Raw genomic sequence first — 21,254 nt, 5'->3', positions numbered from 1 at the left:
TGTGTCAAAACGAAGGCCACCCCCGCAGCGCGCCCATACCGGTATTCGCTGCGAAGCCCCGCTGGAGGGAGTAAGATGGCGTCCGTGTCAGCCTCTTTGAACCTCCCGATGCTCGACAATACCGAATCTGCGGACTCCCGCCAGGAGCTGCCGGGCGACGCCACCATCCTGCTCCGTCAGGCCCAGCCGGCGGACATCCCCGCGCTGCTGGCCATCGAGGAGCGGTGCTTCGCCACCGACCGCCTGACCCGACGTAGTTTTCAATATTTGCTGACGAAAGCCAAGGCCACTGGCCTTGTGGAGGTCCACAGCGGCACGGTCGTCGGCTACGCCCTGGTGTCCTTCCACTCCGGCACCTCGCTCGCCCGGCTCTACTCCTTCGCCGTCGACCCCGGCCACCGCGGCCAGGGCGTCGCCAAGCGCCTTCTCGCCGCGGCGGAGCAGGCGGCCCGCTCGCGGGACTGCATCTACCTGCGGCTGGAGGTGCGGCGCGACAACGCTGCGGCCATTGATCTCTACAAGAAGGCCGGCTACCGCGAGTTCGGCGTCTACACCGACTATTACGAAGACCATATGGAGGCGCTGCGGCTGGAGAAGCGCCTCGGCCACAGCGGCCCCAGCGCTCCGCTGGGCGGCCCACTGGTCCCCTACTACCAGCAGACGCTGGACTTCACCTGCGGCCCGTCGGCCCTGATGATGGCGATGAAGGCGCTGAAGCCGGCGGAGATTGAACTGGGGCGGAAGCTGGAGATCCGCCTGTGGCGGGAATCGACGACCGTCTTCATGACCTCCGGCCATGGCGGCTGCGGCCCCTTCGGGCTGGCGCTGGCGGCGGCGCGGCGCGGCTTTGCGGTGGACATCCACATCAAGGACAACGCCACCCCCTTCCTGGACAGCGTGCGCAGCGACGAGAAGAAGGAAGTCATGCGCATCGTGCACGAGGACTTCCTCGACGAGTTGGAGGGCAGCGGCGCCACCGTCCGCCACAACACCCTGACCGCCCAGGACATGGCCGACGCGGTGGCGGGCGGGGCCATCCCCATCGTGCTCATCAGTTCCTACCGGATCTATCACGAAAAATTTCCGCACTGGGTCGTCGTGACCGGTGCCGACGACCGCTTTCTCTATGTTCATGATCCGCTTGTGTATGACCGTCACCACGCTCACATCGACCGGATGAACATGCCGATCCCGAAAGCCGACTTCGAGCGCATGGCCCGCTACGGCAAGGCCCAGTTGAAGGCCGCCCTGCTCCTCCGCCCCCAGTCTTCTGATCGGGCCGCCGATGGGTCCGCCCACTGATGCCCGCGCATCTCCTGGTCGTCGACCGCCGGGCGGACGTGAAATGGGCGAAGGGCGGGCTGCCGGTGATCAGCGCCCGCGACTACATCGCCCACCCGGAGCAGGCGCCGCGCGGCGCGCGGGTGCTGAACCTGTCGCGCAGCTACCGCTATCTGGGCACCGGCTACTACGTCTCGCTGCTGGCGGAGGCGCGCGGCGAGCGGGTGATCCCCTCCGTCCGGACCATCCTGGACCTGTCGCAGAAGACCTTCTACCGCGCCCAGCTGGCCGAGGTGGAGGAGGCGCTGCGCAAGGCCATCAAGCGGATGGACCACCCGCCGGAAGCCTCCTTCAATCTCATGCTCTTTTTCGGACACGCCGACGACGCCCGGTTCCAGGAGATCGCCAGGACGGTCTTCGACCTGTTCCGCTGTCCGCTGCTGAAGGTTCAGGTGCGGCTGAAGGAGGGCTGGACCATCCACGCCCTGGAACCGCTGTCGCTGGCCGAGCTGCGGCCCGACCAGGAGCCGCTGTTCCAGGCGGCGCTCGACGCCTACACCCGCACCTCCTGGCGGGAGCCGGCGGCCAAGGCGCCGCCGCGCTACACGCTGGCCATCCTGCACAACCCGAAGGAGGAGCTTCCTCCCTCCAGCCCGCGCGCGCTCCAGAAATTCGTCAAAGCCGGGGAAAGCCTGGGCATCGCGGTCGAGGTGATCGAGAAGAAGGACTACGCCCGCCTCGCCGAGTTCGACGCGCTGTTCATCCGCGAGACGACCAATCTCGACCACCACACCTATCGCTTCGCCAAGAAGGCGGCGACAGAAGGCATGCCGGTAATCGACGATCCGAACTCAATCCTGAAATGCACCAACAAGGTCTATCTGGCCGAGCTGCTGCGCGCCAACCGCATCCCGGCGCCGAAGACGGTGATCTTCGACAAGCGCGGGCTGGCGACGCTGGACCAGGAGATCCCCTACCCCATCGTCCTCAAAATTCCGGACGGCTCCTTCTCGCGCGGTGTCTTCAAGGTGCAGACCCGCAGCGAACTGGAGGCGACGGCCGAAAGCCTGTTCGAGCAGTCCGACGTGATCCTGGCCCAGGAGTTCATGTACACGGAGTTCGACTGGCGCGTCGGCGTGCTGAACCGGCAGCCGATCTATGTCTGCCAATATCTGATGGCGAAGAAGCACTGGCAGATCGTCAAGCACGGCGGCAACGGCCGGGCCGAACAGGGCTCCTCCCGCACGCTGGCCGTCGACGAGGCGCCGCGCGAGGTCATCGAGACCGCCGTGAAGGCGGCGGGACTGATCGGGGACGGCCTCTACGGCGTCGACGTGAAGCAGAACGAGCGCGGCGTCTTCGTCATCGAGATCAACGACAACCCCAGCATCGACCTCGGCGTCGAGGACGCGAAGCTGAAGGAGGGCCTGTACCGCCTCATCATGGGCGAATTCCTGCGCCGCCTGGAATCGCGGCCGCGCAAGCCCGGCTCTGGAACCTAATTCTCCCTTTTGGGCAGTTCCGCCATCCGTTTGGGCGACCCCCGGATTCCAAACACTTCTCCTCCTAAGATGTTTTCGGCTGTGGCCGCCGGGGAACAAGCCCCTTCCCCCCGCGTTATGAAATCAACGTCACCACGAACGGGAGCAACACCGAAGCGCATCAACGCTTTGGAGTTGCCCAGGCTGGAGAGCGGGAGACCGTTGATGACGACGAACTTCTCATTGTGCTGCGCCGGACCGACACCCGGACACTGCTAGGCAGCACCACCGCATTCTAAATCACCGACACGAATCGCAGAACCGGCACGGCCACAGGACCGGCGCCGGAAGGGACCACGCGTCGAAAAAGGGCGCGTCGAAAAAGGGATCGTCTCCCACCGAAGCCTCGGGAGTCGGAATCCCGGGAACTGAAATCTCGGGACGGGGGCGCCGTCACCACGGACCGGCAGCCCCGCCGAATGAAGAGAAGCTGGAGGAAGAGCAACAATGGCGTATTGTTTCGAATCCGAACTGATCCGTTGCATGCCGAACCTGCAGCGTTATGCCTGCAAGTTGACGCGTGACGTCAGCGCCGCCGAGGATCTCACCCAGGACTGTCTTGCCCGCGCTCTGTCCCGCCAGCATCGTTTCGAGCCCGGCACCAACATGCAGGCTTGGCTGACCACGATGCTGAAGAATCTGCATTTCAACAACCTCCAGCGTGAAAAGCACGTCACCAAGGTCGAACTGTGGGACGGCGCCATGTCGGTCGAGGCCTCGCAGATCGCCCGGCTGGTCTTCCGCGACGTGGACCGCGCCTTCGGGGCGCTCACCCCCAGCCAGCGCAAGGTCGTGAAGCTGGTGGCCATCGAAGGCCGCCCCTACCAGGAGGCTGCGGAGAAGCTGAACGTCTCCATCGGCACCATCCGGTCCCGTCTGTGCCGCGCCCGCGAGCGTCTGAACAACCTGATGGCTGCCTAAGGCGTGGCGGGGAATGCGCCGTGGGGTATGGCAGCCGTACAACAGGTTGATTCTTCCATAGCGTCCGGACAATCCGGCACCGGAACAACCGATGGGAGCGGCTGTTACATCCCGCGTGCGAAACGAGTATGGCTGCTGCGGAGTGGCCGAGCATCCACGGGGAACGATCGGATACGCTTTGCCAACCATTTGGCGGTATCGGCATCATCCCCATAAGAAGAGGTAAGACACCACTCCCGACGCCGTGCCCGCCGCACTATATTGAACTCTGCGTCGCGGATCGTTTCCGTCTCGGGGGGATGGCCTCCGGAGACGTTCCGGGATCAAAAGATATGAAGCGTGTGACGATGAACCATATCAACGCATATCTTGACGGTGCCTTGGACGACAAGGAGCGTCAGGAGTTCGAGCAGTCCGTAGAGGACGACGCCGACGCGAAGGCCGTGGTGACCTTCCACAGAAGCCATGTGGAGGAGCTTCACCGCCTTTACGATCCCGTGCTGGAAGAGCCGGTACCGGCGCGCATGCTCGAACTGCTGAGGCAGCGCCGCAAGAGCTAGCCCTCCGATTCCCGCGTTCCATCGTCACATGAGGGGCGACCGGACGACCCGGCCGCCCGCTTTTTTTGTCCGTACCCTGGCTTTCCAACCAGCGTGGCGGGTTCTCCCGCATTTCCATGCGGCTTCCCCCTTCGGATCAACGCTTGCCCCTTTTACAGACCGGCGGCTTTTCCCATAAACAGGAGCCGCGGAAACGGAAGCTGGGCCATGGGCGCCCGGACCGGCGGGAATGAAGAGGAAGAACAGCGTCCATGGCGCGCGGCAGGCCGGCACCGAACATCATTCTGGGTCCCGTCCTTTACTTCCGGGGAGAGCAAGGCGACCGCTGGTGGCTGTCCGCCCTCTTCGTGCTGGACGGCGACGCCGAACCCTACGATCTGCGGGTGGATGGCGTGACCCTGCCCGTTCCGCCCCGCCACCTCGCCCAATGGCGCAACCGGCACGTCTGGCGCTTCGATTTCGCCATTCCACGCGGCGCTCGCGATGTCGAGGCCGCCTATGGCTTCACCGATGGCGCATCGCCGGGACACACCTGGGCGGTGACGGTGCCGGGACGCGCCTCGTCGCCACGGATCGCCTACGTCTCATGCAACGGGGCGGAGGATGAGGAAAAGATCGCCGGGCTGAACGCACCGCGCAACGCCTTGTGGGGTGATCTGCGCCGCCGTCACGAGAGCGAACGCTTCCACCTGCTGCTGCAAGGCGGCGACCAGCTCTACGCCGACGCGGTGTGGCGCCAGCCGCCGCTGCTCAGCGCCTGGAGGAAGCGGACGGACGCCGCCCGCCTGGACGAGCCCTTCACCGCCGCGATGGCGGAGGAGGCCGAGGACTTCTACTTCGACCTCTACCTGCGGGTCTGGGGCCAGCCGGAAACCGCGGCGGTGACGGCACGCATACCGTCGGTGATGATGTGGGACGACCACGACATCTTCGATGGCTGGGGCTCCCACCCGGACGAGGAGATGATGTCCCCGGCCTGGCGCGGCGTCTATACGGCCGCCCGCCGCCACTTCTCGCTGTTCCAGTTGGCCGCCATGGAGGGCGCCCAGCCGGAATGCGTGTGGGGGGCGCCCTTGGATTCCTTCAGCCAGGGGTTCCGGCTCGGCGATGTCGGCGTTCTGGCGCTGGACATGCGCTGCGACCGCACCCCTCGCCGCGTCCTGTCGGACCGGGTGTGGGATGCCCTGCCGGAATGGCTGGAGCGCTTCAAGGGCTGCCGCCACCTGATCCTGATGTCCAGCGTGCCGCTGCTCTACCTCGACACCGGCGTGATGGAGCGGGCGGTCGGCCTGTCGCCCGTCCGTGTCGGGATTGAGGACGATCTGCGCGACCAATGGCGCAGCCCGGCCCACGCCGAGGAGTGGTTGCGCCTGATCCTCCTTCTGGCGGAATTCTCGCGGCGCACCGGCTGCCGGGTCACCTCCGTGTCGGGCGAGATCCACGCGGGCGCGCGGGCCGTGCTGCGCGGCGGCGGCGTGGAGATCTGGCAGCTCATCGCGTCGGGGGTCGTCCACCCGCCGCCCGCCAAGGCCACCGCCTTCGCCCTGGAATGGCTGGCCGGTCGCAAGGAGACCCTGCCCAACGGCTATGTCTTCGAAATGCCGGCATTTCCCGAATCGGGAAAGCGCATCATCCGGCAGCGCAACTGGCTGTCGCTGATCTTCGACGGCAAGGGCCAGATCCACGCCCGCTGGTCGGCCGAAGGCCAACCCAACCGCTACACCCAGGTGATCTGAACCCGAGTGATCGGGCCGGAGGAGCCAAGCCGGCTCACTCCGACTGCGGCGACCGGCGGCGATTGCGCAGATTGAGCGCGTTGAGGAAGCTGGTGGCCTGCGCCGGTGTGGCCGGGCCGCCAGCTCCCGGCGCCTTGGCCGAGGTCGCCAGGAAGCCTCCGACACGCGCGCGCAGCTCGACCGAATCGTGGGCCGCCTGATCGGCGGTCTCCGCCACCTGACGGCGCACGTCGGCGTCGAGCGTGTTGAAGGCGCGCGTGGCGAATTCGAAGGCCGGCTGGGACTTGGTGGCGATCACCTGCCGCAGCGCCTTGGAAACCAGAACCGTGTCCAGCCCGCCGGGGCCGTCCACCCCATCCAGAACGTCGGCCAGGATGCCGATGGCCTGCAGGGTCTGGTTGTCATCGAGCGAGATGGGCTCCAGGCCGTCCATGACACTCACTTCCGATGTGGGTTGCCGAAGCGTGGTTGAACCAGCGGACACCGCCGGGCATTTTGCCGGTGCGAGGAAGCATAGTCGGACCGCCCCGCCGAGGCAATGCGCACGGCGTCAAGCGGCGCGCCTGACACTGCGGTTGACGAGGGCGACCCCGGCAACCGCCAGCGCCATACCGGACAGGGCCAGCAGCCCCAGCCGTTCCCCGAACATCGCCCAGGCGATCACCGCCGTGACCGGCGGAACCAGATAGAACAGGCTCGCCACGCGCGCCGCCGCGCCACGCCGGATCAACAGGAACAGCAGGAAAATCGCTCCCACCGACAGCACGAAGCTGAGCCACAGCAGGGCGAAGACAAATTCGCCGGTCCAGTCGATGTGCATCGTCTCGAACAACGGGGCCAGCACCGCCAGCACCGCTGCGGTCGCCGCGTACTGGATGGCGGTGCCGCTGCGCAGGTCCATCGCCGTGCCGTGACGCTTCTGGTAGAGCGTGCCGAAGGTGATGCCCAGCAGGGCGGCCAGCGCCAGCCCGATGCCCAGCGCGTCCGTCGAATCGAAGTGGAGCTTCTCGCCCACCACCAGCCCGACTCCGGCCAGCCCCATCAGGAAGCCCACCCACTGCCGTCCGGTCACCCGCTCGCCCAGCAGCGGACCGGAAAGGGCGGCGGTCAGCAGCGGCTGGATGCCGACGATCAGCGCGGTCACCCCCGCCGGCATGCCCTTGGCGATGGCGCAGAACACGCCGGTCAGGTAAACGCCATGCACCAGCAGCCCGGCCAGCGCGATGCGCCCGGCCTCGGCCCAGCTCTTCGGCCAGGGGGCGCCGGTGACCAGGGCGACGACGCCGAGGATCACCGCGACCAGCCCCAGCCGGACCAGCAGGAAGGTCAGCGGTTCCGCGTAGGGAAGGCCGTATTTGGCGCCGATGAATCCGGTGCTCCACAGCAGAACGAAGACGCCCGGCATCAGGCGCACCCAATCGGGCCGCCCGCCCGCTGCGGCGGTGGTCGCTTGCACGGTCATCGCTTTTCCCCGACTCCTATCCCCGCGCCTGCGCGCTTTCCGCGGTTGGAACCTCGACCGCCAAGGGCGGGGCGTCCGAGGCGGACGCACCGCCGGACAGGTCCGGCTTCGGCGCCTCCACCGCACGCGCGTCCGCCACGGGCGTCACGGCCTCCTCCACAGGCTTCGGCGGCGGGTTGCGCCGCGCTTCGGCCACCGACTGGAGATGGGCGCGCAGGCTTGCGTCCTTCTTCACCAGCCGATGGAAGTCTCTCACATCCAGGACCAGCAGTTGGCAATAGCCCATCGCACGCACATCGGCGTTGCGCCGCTGGCGGGTCAGCAGGGCCATCTCGCCGAACACCTCCCCGGTGCCGAGCTGGACCGGCTCGTCCAGACCCGGAACCAGCACCTCGACGGCGCCGGACGCGATGAAGAACATGGCGTCGCCGCGCTCGCCGCGCCGGACGATGGTTTCCCCCGGCAGGACCAGCCGCGGTTTCAGCAGGGTGGCGATGCCGCGCAGACGGTCGCCCTCCAGCCCCTTGAACAGCGGCACCCGCCCGACGAGGTCCATCAGATCCAGCCGCAGATCGAGCTTCGGCAGTGCGTCGAGCGCGCGACGGCGGGCGTCCAGATCGCGTTGCAGGTCGCTTAGGATCTCCTGGCTGATGATCGATTCGGCGAAGAGCGCCCGGTAATCCGCCTCCTCCAGCCGCAGGGCGGCGCGGCTGACGTAGCGGCTCTGCAGAATCAGCGCGTAGTCGGGATATTGCAGCTTCAGCGCCGCCAGGGCCTGCTCGACCATGGCGAGGCGCACCGTCAGGATGCCTTCCAGTTCGCAGGCGACATCGGTGCCCAGGACCTGCCCGACCTTGTCGTTGATGAACTCCAGAAGCTCGCGCTGCACGGTGCGCACGCCCAGAAGGATCTCGAACCGGAAGGCGAGCCGGCGGGCGAGCGGCGCGTGGATGCCCAGCCGGCGGTGCAACAGGCTGGCGACCCGCATCCAGGGAGTGAAGGAAATGAAAGGCTCCTCGAAGGCGCGGTAACCGGCGCGCCCCTGGGTCTTCACCGCGTCGAGCAGGCGCCCGGTGCGGCGGTTCAGCAGCTCCGCCACCCCGCGCGACAGGATACCCTGCCGGAAATGCTCGTAATACAGCTCCTCCTCCCGGTTCACCAGGATGACGAGGCCGATGGTCACGCGGTCTTCGTTGTTCAGCGGTGCTTCGGTCGACCGCTCCCGGACGATGGCGTCGAGCCGGTCGGTGTATTGCGACACGGTGGAACCGACAGCCTGCTCGTCGACCTCGTAGCGGTGGGCCAGATCCTCCACCCGCTCGCGCACGCCGGTCAGCGACAGGGCGAGCGCGCGGTTGCGCATGGCGTGCTCGACCGGCGACAGCTTGTTCAGGCCCAGCAGGTTGATGACGGCGCGCAGCGTCGTGCCGTTGATGAACAGCGTGTAGAAGACGAAACCGGTGACCAGCACAGCGACGAAACCCTGCACCCGGTCGGGAACGCGCCCGTTCTCGGTGACGGCCAGCGCCAGCGTCAGCGATACCGCTCCACGCAGGCCGCCCCACAGCATCACCGTCTTGTAGGCGTGGCTGACGCGCTGCGCCAGACCGGCGCCGGACAGCAGCGGCAGCAGGCCGAACAGCACCAGCGCGCGGGACACCGTGGCCGCCCCGACCACGACCAGCACCAGCCCGACGTCGCTCCAGCCGATGCCGCCGAGCAGGCGCGGCACCAGCAGCGCCGTCATCAGGAAGATCAACGAGTTCGCCCAGAAGCCGAGCTGCTTCCAGACATGCTCCAGCGCCCCCCAGGTGGCCGGGGAGATGCGCGTGCGTCCGACCGAGCCGACGACCAGCGCCGCCGTCACCACCGCCACGACTCCCGATGCGCCGACGTAATGCTCCGCCAGCACATAGCTGAGATAGGCGAGCGCCACGGTCAGCGTGATCTCGGCCATCGGCTGGTCGCGCACCGGCTCGACGATCATGCAGACCACGCGCCCGCACACATAGCCGGTCACCACGCCGCCCGCGAAGTCGCGCAGGAACTCCATCGCCGCTTCCGTCGCCCCACCATGGGCGTTGCGGGTCAGCATGCCGAGCAGCAACGTGAACAGCGCGATGGCCGCAGCGTCGTTCAGCAGGCTTTCGCCTTCGACCAGCATGGTCAAGCGGCGAGGAGCGCCGAGGTCGCGGAAGATGCTGACGACCGCCGCCGGGTCGGTGGTGGCGACGATCGCCCCCAGCAGCAGGCAGGCCACCAGCCCCATCGAGGTGAAGAGATTGAGCGCGTAGCCGACGGCGAAGGTGCAGACGAACACCGCCACCACGGCCATCAGCAAGATTGGCCACACGTCGTCGAACAGCCGCCGCACGTCCACCGCCAGCGCCGTCTCGAACAGAAGCACCGGCAGGAAGACGTAGATCAGCACCTCGGACGAGATGTCCATCTCCGCCAGGGAATTCAGGAAGTCATGGAAGGGGCCGGTGCCGCCCTGCCCGGCGAAGGTCTGGATCGCCAGCCCCAGGGTCACGCCAACGGCGGCCAGAAGCACCGTGTAGGGCATCCGCAGCCGGGCCGCCATAGGCGGCAGCAGGCTGACCAGCGCCAGAAGGCCGGATACCGCGAGGACATAGATGACGATGACGTGCATGGGGCTGCCTTGCCCTTGGAGGGTCGCGGCGCACGGTATCGCCCGATTGGGGCGGGAGCAAGGTCAGGATAAGGGACAAAGCTCTTCCGTACGTGTGACCGGACGTACGGTCCGGCCACACCCGTACGGAAGGGAACGTACAGGGCTTGCGCCCCGTCAGGCCACCGCCCCCGTCAGGCCACCCCCAGGGTCACCGTCATGCGGAAGCCGCCGGTGGAGCGGTTCTCGGCGCGGACCTTGCCGCCGAACGCCTCGATGTTCCGCCGCACGATCCACAGGCCGATGCCGAAATGGGTGGCCTCGGCCTGGTTCTGGGCCGCCGCGTCCTCCGGCATGCCCCGTCCCGGCTCGCGCTGGGAGAAGTAGCGTTCGAAGATGCGCGGCAGGTTCGCCGGATCGACGCCCGGCCCCTCGTCCTCGACCACCAGCTCCGCCCAGGCGCCGTTGCGCGACAGCCGCACGCTGACCGCGCCGTCCGGCGGGGAGAAGCTGACGGCGTTCTCCACCAGATTCTCGATGACGGTCTCCAGGATGTCCTCGCTGGCCCGCACGACCACTCCGGATTCGATGCGCGAGCGCATGTGGAGCTGCCGTTCGGCGAGCAGACTGGTGTAGCCGCCGGCCATCCGCTCCACCAAATCGGACAGGTCCACCCGGCGGCGCGGCGGCACCAGAAGATCGGCGGCGGCCTCGTCCATGCGCCGCCCGAAGGAGACCAGACCGTCGAGCTTGTCCACCGACTTCTCGATCATGGTCAGGGCGCGCTGGCTGCGGTTGTCCTCGGCGGGAAGGGAACGGCGCAGCGGCTCCACCGATTGGCGGATGACCGCGATGGGCGTCTTATAGGCGTGGGCATTGTCCTCCGCCGCGCGGCGCAGCGACCGGGCGCTTTCGCGCAGGGTGTCGACCAGCCGGTCGAAATCCTCGGCCACCCCGGACAATTCCGGCACGGTGTTGCGGTTGGTGAAGGACCCCTGCCCACTCTCGCCGATGCCGCCCGACACGATATCGCGGGCGAGGTCGCCGAAACGGTGCAGATTGCGCCAGACCCCCAGCAGAACGGCCATCACCAGCGCCGCCATGACGATGTAGATCATCGCCGCGGCCTGGACGACCGGCGTGCTCCAGTAGGGGCGTCCCAGGGAGGAGTCCAGATAGCCGCCGGCGGTGTGGCTGGTCACCAGAGCCCAGCAGCCGAAGGCCGTGTTGATCGGCGTGACCGAGGTCAGAATTTCATAGCCACCGGAGGCGCGCGGCAGTCGCAAGGCCAGCGGCTCGTTCCCGGCGCAGGAAGCGCCCAGCCGGTCCAGCACCCCCTGTTCGAGGAGCTGGTGCCGCTCGGCGTCCAGATCGTCGGTGGGCACCGACGGGGCGGCGGCGACGTAGTAGAAGCCGTCGCTGCCCATCAGGTTGTTGCCGGCCAGGGCGCGCGGCCGGACCAGCAGCTTCAGCCGCGTGTTCCCGTCCGCGAAGCGGCGCAGGATCGGGCCGAGCTGCGGCAGGGCCGCGCGGTTGGCGCGGGACAGGTCCGGCTCCAGCGCGCGGGCGATCAGCTCGCCCTGCCGCTGCGCGCTTTGCAACAGCAGGGTCTGCGTCGTGGTGTCGGCGCGCTGGAACTGATCGTAGATCAGCACTGGGACCGCCAGGAAGACGATGGTCAGCAGCGCCAGCCGGCTGGCCAGCGAGTGCCACAGCCACCGCAACCGGCCGCCGGGGAAACCCGCCATGGAGAAGCCTCCCTTGGTGAGTTCCGCACCGTCCCGGGCGCCGTCGCCCCCCCCGCCAGGCACCCCCGCGGACCCGCGGGCCTCAATCGGCAGCAGCGCCATCGACCATCACATCCGCGTCGTCGTCGCGCGTGCGCCCCGTGCCTCCGGTGCCGTTGCCCCAGCGGTAGCCGAAGCCCGGATAGTTCTCGATGCAATCGAAATCGGAGTCGACCACGCGGAACTTCTGGCGGATGCGCTTGATGAAGGCGCGGACGTTGGCGCGGTAGCCCGACGGGCCGTAGCCGGCCAGGAAGCCCTTGCCATGCACCAGATCGTAGATCTCGCGGTAGGACACGTCCTCTTCCGGACGGGTCGCCATCAGCTTGACGATGTTGAACTCGGTCAGCGTCAGGTCGATGCGCTTGCCGTTCCACAGGGCGCGGCTGTTGTCCAGGCGCAGGTCGAGGTTGCCCAGCGCGTAGACGGACTCCTTCGGCCCTTCGGCCTCTTCCGGCGTGCCTTTGGAGCCGTCCACGATGAGGCGCATGCGCTTCAGCAGGATCGACAGGCTGCGCGACTTCTCCACGAAGTCGAGCGCGCCGCCGGCCAGCGCGGCCTCTTCGTAAATCTGGTCCGACAGCACGGTGAGGAAGATCACCGGCAGGTCAATGCCGCGGGAGCGCATCTGGCGAAGGACGTCGATGCCGTCCATCTTCGGCATGCGCCAGTCCAGGAGGACAATGTCCACCGAACCGCCTTCGGCGAAGAAGTCGAGCGCGGGTTCGCCACGGTCGAAGGTGACGACCTCATACCCCTCGTCGGCGAGGTTGAGGCTGAGGGATTCGCGGAACAGGTCGTCGTCGTCGACCAGCGCCACGCGGGCGACGGCGGCCTCAGTCATTGCGGACATCCCAGCCTTGGGCAAGGAGTTGAGCGAAGCATCGTTTATCGACATCTGGGACATTTTCGCTGCTCTTCATATCGTAGGAAAGGGCACGGAAGTCCTGGGAGGACGTCATGTCCATGAAGAAGAAGACTTTGAGCGAGCAATCGCCCTTAGCGTAATGCCACACCTTTGCAGGTGGCGCCTCTTCCGTTGCGGCAGGGGTGCCCAGGAGACGCCGGGTCTGGACTTGGTCCAGGCCGACGAGCGTTTCGGGGGACAGGGTGGCAGGCGGGCTGGCGCCGCCGAACGGTACCGGGGGCAGCCCCGCCACTTCTGTCCCAGCCATGGCGATGACCTCGGCGGCGGGACCGGTCCCCGGACCGTTCACCGCCGGCGTGGCCGCCTGATCCTTGCCCGCGGCCTTGACGCGCGGAGGAGCAGGTTTCGTCTTCGGCACCGGGACGGCCATGGCGGTCGCTCCGGTGGTCTGCGTTTCGAGAGGAACCGTGGTGCCGGGGCACCCGGCCAGCAGAAGAACCGCCAGCACAAGGCCCGCCTTCCGCCGCCGGCACCCCACTCCGGCATTGGTTCCAGCCACTTCGCATATGGTACCCGTCATCGTCATCGTCGGGCCTTTCAAGCATCGTGGTTGAATTCGCGGGCGGTGTTGCTGGCCCCATGCCTGCACTTGCCGCCTCCGTGAGATCAAGGTCAGTCCAGTCTGGTTAATGTGGCGTTAAACCCCTGTTTGATACCCCCTTTTTGCGCACATTTGCGGCCAATTTTTGTTCCTACTCCTATCGATAGGTAGGATTTCGAACTAATTTGCCTATTTGGAGGTTAGGTGGGAGGGCGCCGATCGCCTCAAATACCCATACTTTCCTTTGGCTTATCCTCTTACGGGAAAAGCGCGGGGAGGCCTTGCGCACGGCGCGTGGCACCGCGCGCCCTTGGGCGCGAAAACCGGCGGCTGGGAAGGGAAAAGGAAAGGGCGAAAAAGAGCCCCAAAAACAATCGGCGGCGGAGCCACCCGGGTATGGCCCCACCGCCGGTCAGCCGGACGGGCAACAGTATCGGTAAGATGAGAGCGCCGCACAGGCGTCTCACGGGATGTTGCCGCTTGAACTCCAGCCTTCTATCCGACCGTCGTTACCGCCGGTCGGCGCTGTGCGTACAATGCTTTTCGAGCATCAACCTTCACGCCAACGATCCTGCGCCTGTCCGGCGCCGTCGTCAAGACCGCTTCGACTGCGAAATAGGCTGGATTACCCAGATGGCGATACTTCCGAAGGCGGTCCACTCACGCGCGCGAAGGGGGTGTCCTCCCCATCGGCGCACCGACGCTTCTACGCGAGCAGATTGACCGAACCGGCCAGGGCCGGCATCCCCAAATCCGCCCCACCCAGAGCCGATACGCTGTCGACCGAAGGCGTGATCGCGGCATCCTCGCCGGTGCCTTCCGGATCGCCGGAAATGTTGTCCGTGCCGTCCGGGTCGGTCATGGCCTCCACAAAGTCCTTCAGCGTCGTACTGGACCCGAAGGCCGCCTGACGCAGTTCGTTGACGTTGTCCTGCGCCTCCTCCACGATCTTGTCGTAATCCTTGAAGGACTCCCGCCGCGCCTTGCGCCGCTCTTCGGCCTGATCCAGCTCATTGGCGGCCTTCGCCTCGGCGATGATCGACTTCGCCTCGGCGAGCACGACTTCCACCCGGCGCCCGAACTCGTCAGCCTCGCGGTAGCGCGACATCTTCAGGTCGTTGTCGGCCATCATCCGCTGGATGAAATTGCGCATCCTGTCGCCCTGCGGGGCATTGGGAGCGGCGTTCAGGCTGGGCGCCATGTCCTTCATCCACCGCTCAAGGTCGCTCCCCTGCCCTTCCAAGGCTCCTGCGTTGGCCTCTTCTTCGGCCTCTGCCCTTTCCCTTTCTTCGTCGGTCTTCTCTGTGGCGGTCTTCTCTGTGGCGGTCTTGCCCTCTTCAGACGGTTTGCCATCCGACACCACGCCTTGAGCGTTGGCCTGCCCGGCCAGACCGGCGGCCTCCGCCGCCACCGCCTCGGCGGACAGCGCCTCGCCATCGTCCGCCGCTGCTTCGCCCGCCGCCATGCCCGCAGCCGTGGCGGCGCCCTCTGCGGCCGCGTCATCGACCGGAAGCGGCGAGGGCTGCGTGGCCGCGGCCGGCGGCGCGCCTGCGGCGAAAGCACCATCCGCAGGCGCGCCGTCCTCACGGATGGTCATCGTCACATCGACGGCGATCTCCGTCTGAACGACGGTGACGGAGGTGCGGGTGATCGTCCGCTCGATGGTGATGCCACCAATGGACGGCGCTCCCGCCCCACCGGGAAGCCCCATCTCCGCAGCGGCGGCCACGCCGGCGCCATACTCCTTCGCCGCCCGCCCCGCCTGCTTGGCAAGGATCGCGGCCTCCCGCGCCAGCTGCACCAGCTTTTCCCGGTCGCCCTGATTGTGGCGCATCATCATCTTGAGTTCGGCGATCTTGCGTTCGACCTCCTCCAGCCGTTGCGCGGCGACAGCCTTCGGCCCCCCGACACGTTTGGCCTCCTCCAGCGCGTTGACCACGGCGGTGAAGTTCTTCTGCTGTTCCGGAGTCATGGCGAACGGCAGCTTCGCCTGTTCGGCCTTTTCGGTAAGGCGCTGCGTGGCGTCCTTACCGTCCATGGCGTCCATCGCCCGCTCCCAGTCCTTCTTGGCCTTCTGGAGCTGGAAAAGGCTGTTTTGGCCGTTGGAGAGAACCGAAAAGATGCCGTTCACGACTCCCTCCTCCGGTTCACCGGAACCATCACGAATTCGCGGAGAAGTTTAGCACAGTTCCGTTTCCCGTCCATTTCCGACAGCGGCGCTGGAATCGGTGCCAGCAACTCCGCGTTGCTCCGCAGGAACGCAATACACACGCCGGAACTCCGATGCCGATGAGAGTGTTTGCTTTCCGACATCGGACGCCGCAGAGCGCGGCGAATTGCCGCAGGCTGCTGCCGGGACACACCCGCAGCCGATCCGGAGGAGGAAAACAGATGGCAGACCGCGATACGTTGGGCACCGGCGAACCGAACCGCAAGTCGCCGGACCCGATGGCGAACCGTGGGGCGAACACGGGAATGGGCGGTGATCGTTCGCAGAACAAGGGTTCCTCGGACGATCTCAACCGAATGGCCGGTGAGGCCACCGATGCCGGCCGCGACACCATCGACGCAGCCCAGGGCCGCATCCGTTCGCTTCTTGAGATGCAAACAGGGCGCGCCGCCGACCAGTTGGGCAGCGTCGCCAACGCGCTGCACAAGGCCGCGGAGCAGTTGAACGAGGAGAACAACGGGACCGCCGCCCATTACGCCGGGCAGGCCGCCGACCGGGTGGAACGGGTGGCTGACATGCTCCGCAACTCCACCGTGGACGACATGGTCGGCCAGGTGGAGCGTTTCGCGCGGCGTCAGCCGGAGGTGTTCGTCGGCGCCGCCTTCGCCGTGGGCTTCCTGTTCGCCCGCTTCGTCAAAAGCTCCGGAGAACGGCGATTTCGCGGCGCGTCGTCATCGCATTTGACCGGCGGCTACAGCCGGCACGACCGTGGCCATCGTGACCATGACCATCACGATTACCGCGATTTCGGCCTGCGTGGCGCCGACCGCGCCGGGCAGGAGGCTCTCCGCACCGACCGGGACCTTGCCGGTCACAGCCGTGGCATGGCTGGCGGAAGCGCCGGCTCGGCATCCATGGAAAGCTCGATGGCGCCGCACCCAAGGTCCGGCCTGTCGTCCGGCATCGCTTCTTCCAGCATGACCTCGACCAGCCTGACGCCGGCGGGGGGCGGGATCGGCCGGAACCAGGAGAGCCCGCGTCCGCTGAACGCCGCAACCGCGGCGACGAGCGCGGCGCGCACCCGTGACGCGGCCGAATTGGTGGCTGGCACCACGCCCACCACCACGCCCAACACCATGTCGGGCGCCACCTCCGACACCAAGCCGGTTTCCGGCACGCCGATCCAGGGGATCAAACCATGAGCGCTGCGGAGGACCGTTCCTACGATCCGCGGCAAGACCGACCCATCGCCGGCCTGTTCGCCGATCTGGCACGGGAGACCACAAACCTTGCCCGCACCGAGATCGAGCTGGCCAAGGCAGAGCTGACCGAAAAGGCCGGACAGGCGGCGGGCGGTGCGGCCTACGTCGTCGCCGGCGGATTGATCGCCTTCGCGGGCGTTCTGGTCCTGCTGGCCGCTGCGGTGCTGGCCCTGTCGAAGGTGGTCGAGCCCTGGCTGGCCGCCGTCATCGTCGGGGCCGTCGTGCTCGTCATCGGCGGCGTGCTGGCGATGATCGGCAAGAAACGGCTCAGCCCGGAGAATCTGCAGCCGCAGCGCACCATCGAGACGCTGCGGGACGACAAACGCTGGGCCCGCTCCCAGCTCGCCCGATGAGCGGCCCAATGAGCAAGGGGCCCATGAACGACGGTGAGAAGGGGCGCGCAACGCCCCGCGACTACGACGCGATGCAACGGGAGATCCGCGAACGCCAAGCCCGGATCGGCGACACGATCCAGGTCCTGAAGCGCAAGACCGCGCGGCTCGCTCCCCGTCACCTGATGGAGCAGACCATGAACCGGATGCACACCACCACCGGCGGCTACGGCGAACGCGCCCAGGACCGCTATTACGAGCCGATCCGCAACCAGACCCACCAACGGTCCCATTCGGTCGGCGAGACCATGCGCAGCAACCCGATCCCGCTCGCCATGATCGGCATCGGGCTGGGCTGGCTGGCCCTGACCGCCTCGGGCTACGACCGGCGCATCGCACGCAGCGGAGCGATGCACAACGTTCGCGACCGCGCCGGAAGCGCCGCGCAATACGCCCGCGACACCTTCTACAGCGCCGGCGGCAGCGTGCGCGACGCCGCCAGCCATGCCTACGAGCGGGCCAGCGATGCCGCGGGCCACGTCTACGAACGGGCAAGCGACGCCGTCGAGGAGGCTGGCGACCGCGTGCGCGGCCTGACCGACCACGCCCGCGACCGGGCTCACGACATGCGCCGGGACATGAGCAGCCGCGTGGACAGCCATATCGGCAATCATGGCAGCGCCAGCCACCTGCGGGCGTCGGACCGGCTGCACAGCGCGACCGGTCGATTCTGGGAGATGGTGGACGACCACCCGGTGGTGGCCGGTGTGATGGGCATCGCCCTGGGCGCCGCGCTGGGTGCCAGCATCCCGACCTCCCGCTACGAGGACCGCTGGGTCGGCGACTACGCCGACGAGGCGACCAACCGCGCCAAGGAAATGGCCCGTGACGCCATGGACCGCGGCACCCGCGCCGCCCGCGCGGCGGTCGAAGCCGCCAAGGAAGAAGTCGGCGATGCGGTGAGCGCGGCCAGCGACGCGGCTCGGGAGGAAGCGCGCAAGCCGGGCTGATCCGGTTTCGCTCACGGCTCCCCTCGGCTCCCTTCGGGTTCCACGCTGACTGCACCGGCCCCGCGGCCACAACCGCGGGGCCGGTTTTTCATTGTCCGACCGCAGTGCATGGTTTCCCGTCGCTGGGCACCGGCCGCGACAGTTCGCCGCAGCGTGCGCCGGGCGCAGTCCTGCCATCCTTATACCCGAGTGTTTTTCCCGGTTATCCCGCTCCGGTTCCGCTTGACAAAGGTCCTATGATGGCCACTTAATCAGGACCAATTTAGTCCTGTATCGGGGTGGTCATGATCCGGCTGAGCAAGCTGACCGACTACGCCATCGTCGTGATGAGCGAAATGGCGCGCCATGTGGGCACGGTTCACACCGTCTCCCATCTGGCGGAGCGCACGGGCGTGCCCTCCCCCACGGTCGCCAAGCTCATGAAGACGCTGACCCCGGCGGGCCTCACGACCTCGCACCGCGGCGCCGCCGGTGGTTATGCGCTCAGCCGCACCGCCGACGCAATCTCAATTGCCGAGATCATCACGGCGCTCGACGGCCCGATTGCACTGACCGCCTGCGTGGAGGGCGCCGACAGCCAGTGCGGCGTGCAGCGCCTCTGCCCGATGCGCGGCGGCTGGGAGAAGGTCAACAGCGCCATCCGCGGCGCGCTCGAACAGGTTACGCTGGCCGATATGATGGGACCGCCCGCCTGGGCGGAGGGCCCACCCGGTCCGCTCGACAGCATTGGAGCCGGCCCAGGCCCGGCACGGCGCGCCGCCGTCTGACGTTTCGGCGCCTTCATCGGACAACGCTTTCAGGGAACGAGAGACAAGCATGGCCGCCACGACCGAAACCGTCGAACAGGTCCGCGCCGTCACGGAGCAGAAGTACAAGTACGGCTTCACGACGGACATCGAATCGGATGTCGCGCCCAAGGGCCTGAACGAGGACATCGTCCGCTTCATCTCCGCCAAGAAGGAGGAGCCGGAATGGCTTCTCGAATGGCGCCTGAAGGCGTTCCGCGCATGGCTGGAGATGGAGGAGCCGCGCCACTGGGCGAAGCTGTCCTACCCGCCGATCGACTTCCAGGACGCGCACTATTACGCCGCCCCCAAGACGAAGGACCGCCCGAAGTCTCTGGACGAGGTCGATCCCGAACTGCTGAAGACCTATGCAAAGCTGGGCATCCCGCTGCGCGAGCAGGAGATCCTGGCCGGCGTCGAGGGGGCCGAGGGCAAGAGCCCGGCCATCGCCGTGGACGCCGTGTTCGACAGCGTGTCGGTCGCCACCACCTTCAAGGCCAAGCTGGAGGAGATGGGCATCATCTTCTGCGCGATCTCCGAGGCCGTGCACAAGTGTCCGGAGCTGGTTCAGAAGTATCTCGGCTCGGTCGTGCCCTACACCGACAACTTCTACGCGACGCTGAACTGCGCGGTCTTCACGGACGGCAGCTTCGTCTACATCCCGAAGGGCGTGCGCTGCCCGATGGAGCTGTCCACCTACTTCCGCATCAACCAGGCTAACACCGGCCAGTTCGAGCGCACGCTGATCATCGCGGACGAGGGCAGCTACGTCAGCTATCTGGAAGGCTGCACGGCGCCCCAGCGCGACGAGAACCAGCTTCACGCCGCGGTGGTCGAGCTGGTGGCCCTGGACGACGCGCAGATCAAATACTCGACGGTCCAGAACTGGTATCCGGGCAACGCGGACGGCGTCGGCGGCATTTACAACTTCGTGACGAAGCGCGGCGCCTGCCGCGGCCGCAACTCCAAGATCTCCTGGACGCAGGTGGAGACCGGATCGGCCATCACCTGGAAGTATCCGAGCTGCATCCTGCAGGGCGACAATTCGGTGGGCGAGTTCTATTCGGTCGCCATCACCAACAACTTCCAGCAGGCCGACACCGGCACCAAGATGATCCACATCGGCAAGAACACCCGCTCGACCATCGTGTCGAAGGGCATCTCCGCCGGGCGGGCGCAGCAGACCTACCGCGGGCTGGTCAAGATCCTGCCGAAGGCGGAGGGCGCGCGCAACCACACCCAGTGCGACAGCCTGCTGATCGGCGACCAGTGCGGCGCCCACACGGTGCCCTACATCGAGAACCGCAACCGCACTGCCCGCGTCGAGCACGAGGCGACGACCGCCAAGATCAGCGAGGACCAGCTGTTCTACTGCCGCCAGCGCGGCCTGTCGGAAGAGGACGCCGTGTCGCTGATCGTCAACGGCTTCTGCAAGGAAGTGCTGAAGGAGCTGCCCATGGAGTTCGCCGTGGAAGCCCAGAAGCTCGTCGGCATCAGCCTCGAAGGCAGCGTTGGCTGACCGCCCACCGTATCGCGAAGGAAGAAGAAACGATGATCGAGATCAAGAACCTGCACGCCACGGTGGACGGCAAGGAAATCCTCAAGGGCATCGACCTGACGATCGGTCCGGGCGAGGTGCACGCCATCATGGGGCCGAACGGCTCGGGCAAAAGCACGCTCAGCTACGTGCTGGCCGGCCGCGACGGCTACGAGGTCACCGAAGGCTCGGTGAGCTTCTTCGGCAAGGACCTGCTGGAGATGGAACCGGAGGAGCGCGCCGCCGCCGGCCTGTTCCTGGCCTTCCAGTACCCGGTCGAAATCCCCGGCGTCGCCAACACCACCTTCCTGAAGTCCGCCCTGAACGCCATCCGCAAGAAGCGCGGCGAGCCGGAGCTGGACGCCATGCAGTTCCTGAAGCTGGTGCGCGAGAAGACCAAGGCGCTGAGCATGACCGACGAGATGCTGAAGCGCGCGGTCAACGTCGGCTTCTCCGGCGGCGAGAAGAAGCGGAACGAGACGCTCCAGATGGCCGTCCTCCAGCCGAAATTCGCCATCCTCGACGAGACGGACAGCGGCCTGGACATCGACGCGCTGAAGATCGTGGCCGAGGGCGTGAACGCGCTCCGCTCGCCGGAGCGGTCGATGCTGGTCATCACCCACTACCAGCGCCTTCTCGACTACATCGTGCCGGACCATGTGCATGTGCTGGCCTTCGGCAAGATCCAGCGTTCCGGCGGCAAGGAACTGGCGCTGGAGCTGGAGAAGAACGGCTACGCCGAGTTCGGCGTGAACGAGGCGGCCTGACC

18 protein-coding genes are annotated in these 21,254 nt (G+C 67.0%); 11 read left to right on the top strand and 7 right to left on the bottom strand.

Features of this window, described 5'->3' with window-relative positions:
• Positions 1 to 108: 108 nt before the first annotated feature.
• From rimI to AC1DVI_RS03895, 5 genes are all read left to right on the top strand, one after another.
• Positions 109 to 1,302: a ribosomal protein S18-alanine N-acetyltransferase gene (gene rimI, locus AC1DVI_RS03915; protein ID WP_476956826.1), complete on the top strand. Its 1,194-nt coding sequence runs from the start codon at positions 109 to 111 to the stop codon at positions 1,300 to 1,302.
• The gene (locus AC1DVI_RS03910; RefSeq protein WP_476956825.1) at positions 1,302 to 2,783 is read left to right on the top strand and encodes a RimK family protein; all 1,482 of its coding nucleotides are present in this window, start codon (positions 1,302 to 1,304) and stop codon (positions 2,781 to 2,783) included. Before rimI ends, AC1DVI_RS03910 begins: the two co-directional genes overlap by 1 nt.
• A gap of 522 nt (positions 2,784 to 3,305) precedes the next feature.
• Positions 3,306 to 3,743 carry a sigma-70 family RNA polymerase sigma factor gene (locus tag AC1DVI_RS03905; RefSeq protein ID WP_237906122.1) on the top strand — a complete coding sequence of 146 codons (438 nt, stop codon included), beginning with the start codon at positions 3,306 to 3,308 and terminating at the stop codon, positions 3,741 to 3,743.
• Between the two features lie 332 nt (positions 3,744 to 4,075).
• Positions 4,076 to 4,303, top strand: coding sequence for an anti-sigma factor family protein (locus AC1DVI_RS03900; protein ID WP_246653896.1), 228 nt, complete (start codon positions 4,076 to 4,078; stop codon positions 4,301 to 4,303).
• A 251-nt stretch (positions 4,304 to 4,554) separates the two neighbouring features.
• On the top strand, positions 4,555 to 6,039 hold the full coding sequence (locus tag AC1DVI_RS03895) for an alkaline phosphatase D family protein (protein WP_476956824.1): 1,485 nt from the start codon (positions 4,555 to 4,557) through the stop codon (positions 6,037 to 6,039).
• A 34-nt stretch (positions 6,040 to 6,073) separates the two neighbouring features.
• On the opposite strand, the gene AC1DVI_RS03890 is transcribed toward AC1DVI_RS03895, so the two are convergent.
• The 7 genes from AC1DVI_RS03890 to AC1DVI_RS03860 form a co-directional block, all read right to left on the bottom strand.
• Positions 6,074 to 6,472 carry a hypothetical protein gene (locus AC1DVI_RS03890; protein ID WP_014197122.1) on the bottom strand — a complete coding sequence of 133 codons (399 nt, stop codon included), beginning with the start codon at positions 6,470 to 6,472 and terminating at the stop codon, positions 6,074 to 6,076.
• Between the two features lie 117 nt (positions 6,473 to 6,589).
• On the bottom strand, positions 6,590 to 7,501 hold the full coding sequence (locus AC1DVI_RS03885) for a DMT family transporter (RefSeq protein WP_476956823.1): 912 nt from the start codon (positions 7,499 to 7,501) through the stop codon (positions 6,590 to 6,592).
• A 16-nt stretch (positions 7,502 to 7,517) separates the two neighbouring features.
• Positions 7,518 to 10,154 carry a cation:proton antiporter gene (locus AC1DVI_RS03880; protein WP_476956822.1) on the bottom strand — a complete coding sequence of 879 codons (2,637 nt, stop codon included), beginning with the start codon at positions 10,152 to 10,154 and terminating at the stop codon, positions 7,518 to 7,520.
• Between the two features lie 173 nt (positions 10,155 to 10,327).
• Positions 10,328 to 11,881 carry a sensor histidine kinase gene (locus tag AC1DVI_RS03875; protein WP_476956821.1) on the bottom strand — a complete coding sequence of 518 codons (1,554 nt, stop codon included), beginning with the start codon at positions 11,879 to 11,881 and terminating at the stop codon, positions 10,328 to 10,330.
• 82 nt (positions 11,882 to 11,963) lie between these two features.
• Positions 11,964 to 12,764, bottom strand: a complete 801-nt coding sequence (locus AC1DVI_RS03870) for a response regulator transcription factor (RefSeq protein ID WP_170295841.1) — start codon at positions 12,762 to 12,764, stop codon at positions 11,964 to 11,966.
• Positions 12,757 to 13,296 (bottom strand): hypothetical protein, encoded by a 540-nt coding sequence (locus AC1DVI_RS03865; protein WP_476956820.1) that lies wholly within the window; start codon positions 13,294 to 13,296, stop codon positions 12,757 to 12,759. Before AC1DVI_RS03865 ends, AC1DVI_RS03870 begins: the two co-directional genes overlap by 8 nt.
• Positions 13,297 to 14,095: 799 nt before the next feature.
• Positions 14,096 to 15,436, bottom strand: coding sequence for a hypothetical protein (locus AC1DVI_RS03860; RefSeq protein WP_476956819.1), 1,341 nt, complete (start codon positions 15,434 to 15,436; stop codon positions 14,096 to 14,098).
• 344 nt (positions 15,437 to 15,780) lie between these two features.
• On the opposite strand from AC1DVI_RS03860, the gene AC1DVI_RS03855 reads away from it, so the two are divergent.
• The 6 genes from AC1DVI_RS03855 (at position 15,781) to sufC (ending at position 21,252) form a co-directional block, all read left to right on the top strand.
• Positions 15,781 to 16,761: a hypothetical protein gene (locus tag AC1DVI_RS03855; protein WP_476956818.1), complete on the top strand. Its 981-nt coding sequence runs from the start codon at positions 15,781 to 15,783 to the stop codon at positions 16,759 to 16,761.
• On the top strand, positions 16,758 to 17,174 hold the full coding sequence (locus AC1DVI_RS03850) for a phage holin family protein (protein ID WP_035676152.1): 417 nt from the start codon (positions 16,758 to 16,760) through the stop codon (positions 17,172 to 17,174). Before AC1DVI_RS03855 ends, AC1DVI_RS03850 begins: the two co-directional genes overlap by 4 nt.
• An 8-nt stretch (positions 17,175 to 17,182) precedes the next feature.
• Positions 17,183 to 18,163, top strand: a complete 981-nt coding sequence (locus tag AC1DVI_RS03845; RefSeq protein WP_476956817.1) for a hypothetical protein — start codon at positions 17,183 to 17,185, stop codon at positions 18,161 to 18,163.
• 284 nt (positions 18,164 to 18,447) lie between these two features.
• Positions 18,448 to 18,930 carry an SUF system Fe-S cluster assembly regulator gene (locus tag AC1DVI_RS03840; RefSeq protein WP_476956816.1) on the top strand — a complete coding sequence of 161 codons (483 nt, stop codon included), beginning with the start codon at positions 18,448 to 18,450 and terminating at the stop codon, positions 18,928 to 18,930.
• Between the two features lie 49 nt (positions 18,931 to 18,979).
• Positions 18,980 to 20,467, top strand: coding sequence for a Fe-S cluster assembly protein SufB (gene sufB, locus AC1DVI_RS03835; RefSeq protein ID WP_476956815.1), 1,488 nt, complete (start codon positions 18,980 to 18,982; stop codon positions 20,465 to 20,467).
• Between the two features lie 32 nt (positions 20,468 to 20,499).
• A complete protein-coding gene (sufC, locus tag AC1DVI_RS03830) occupies positions 20,500 to 21,252 on the top strand; it encodes a Fe-S cluster assembly ATPase SufC (RefSeq protein WP_145623596.1) in 753 nt (250 codons plus the stop codon).
• Positions 21,253 to 21,254: the final 2 nt, after the last annotated feature.

This window comes from Azospirillum sp. P4_B5, from assembly GCF_056402275.1.
Note: the sequence above shows the minus strand (reverse complement) of the source record. Positions and strands in the feature narration are given on the sequence as shown.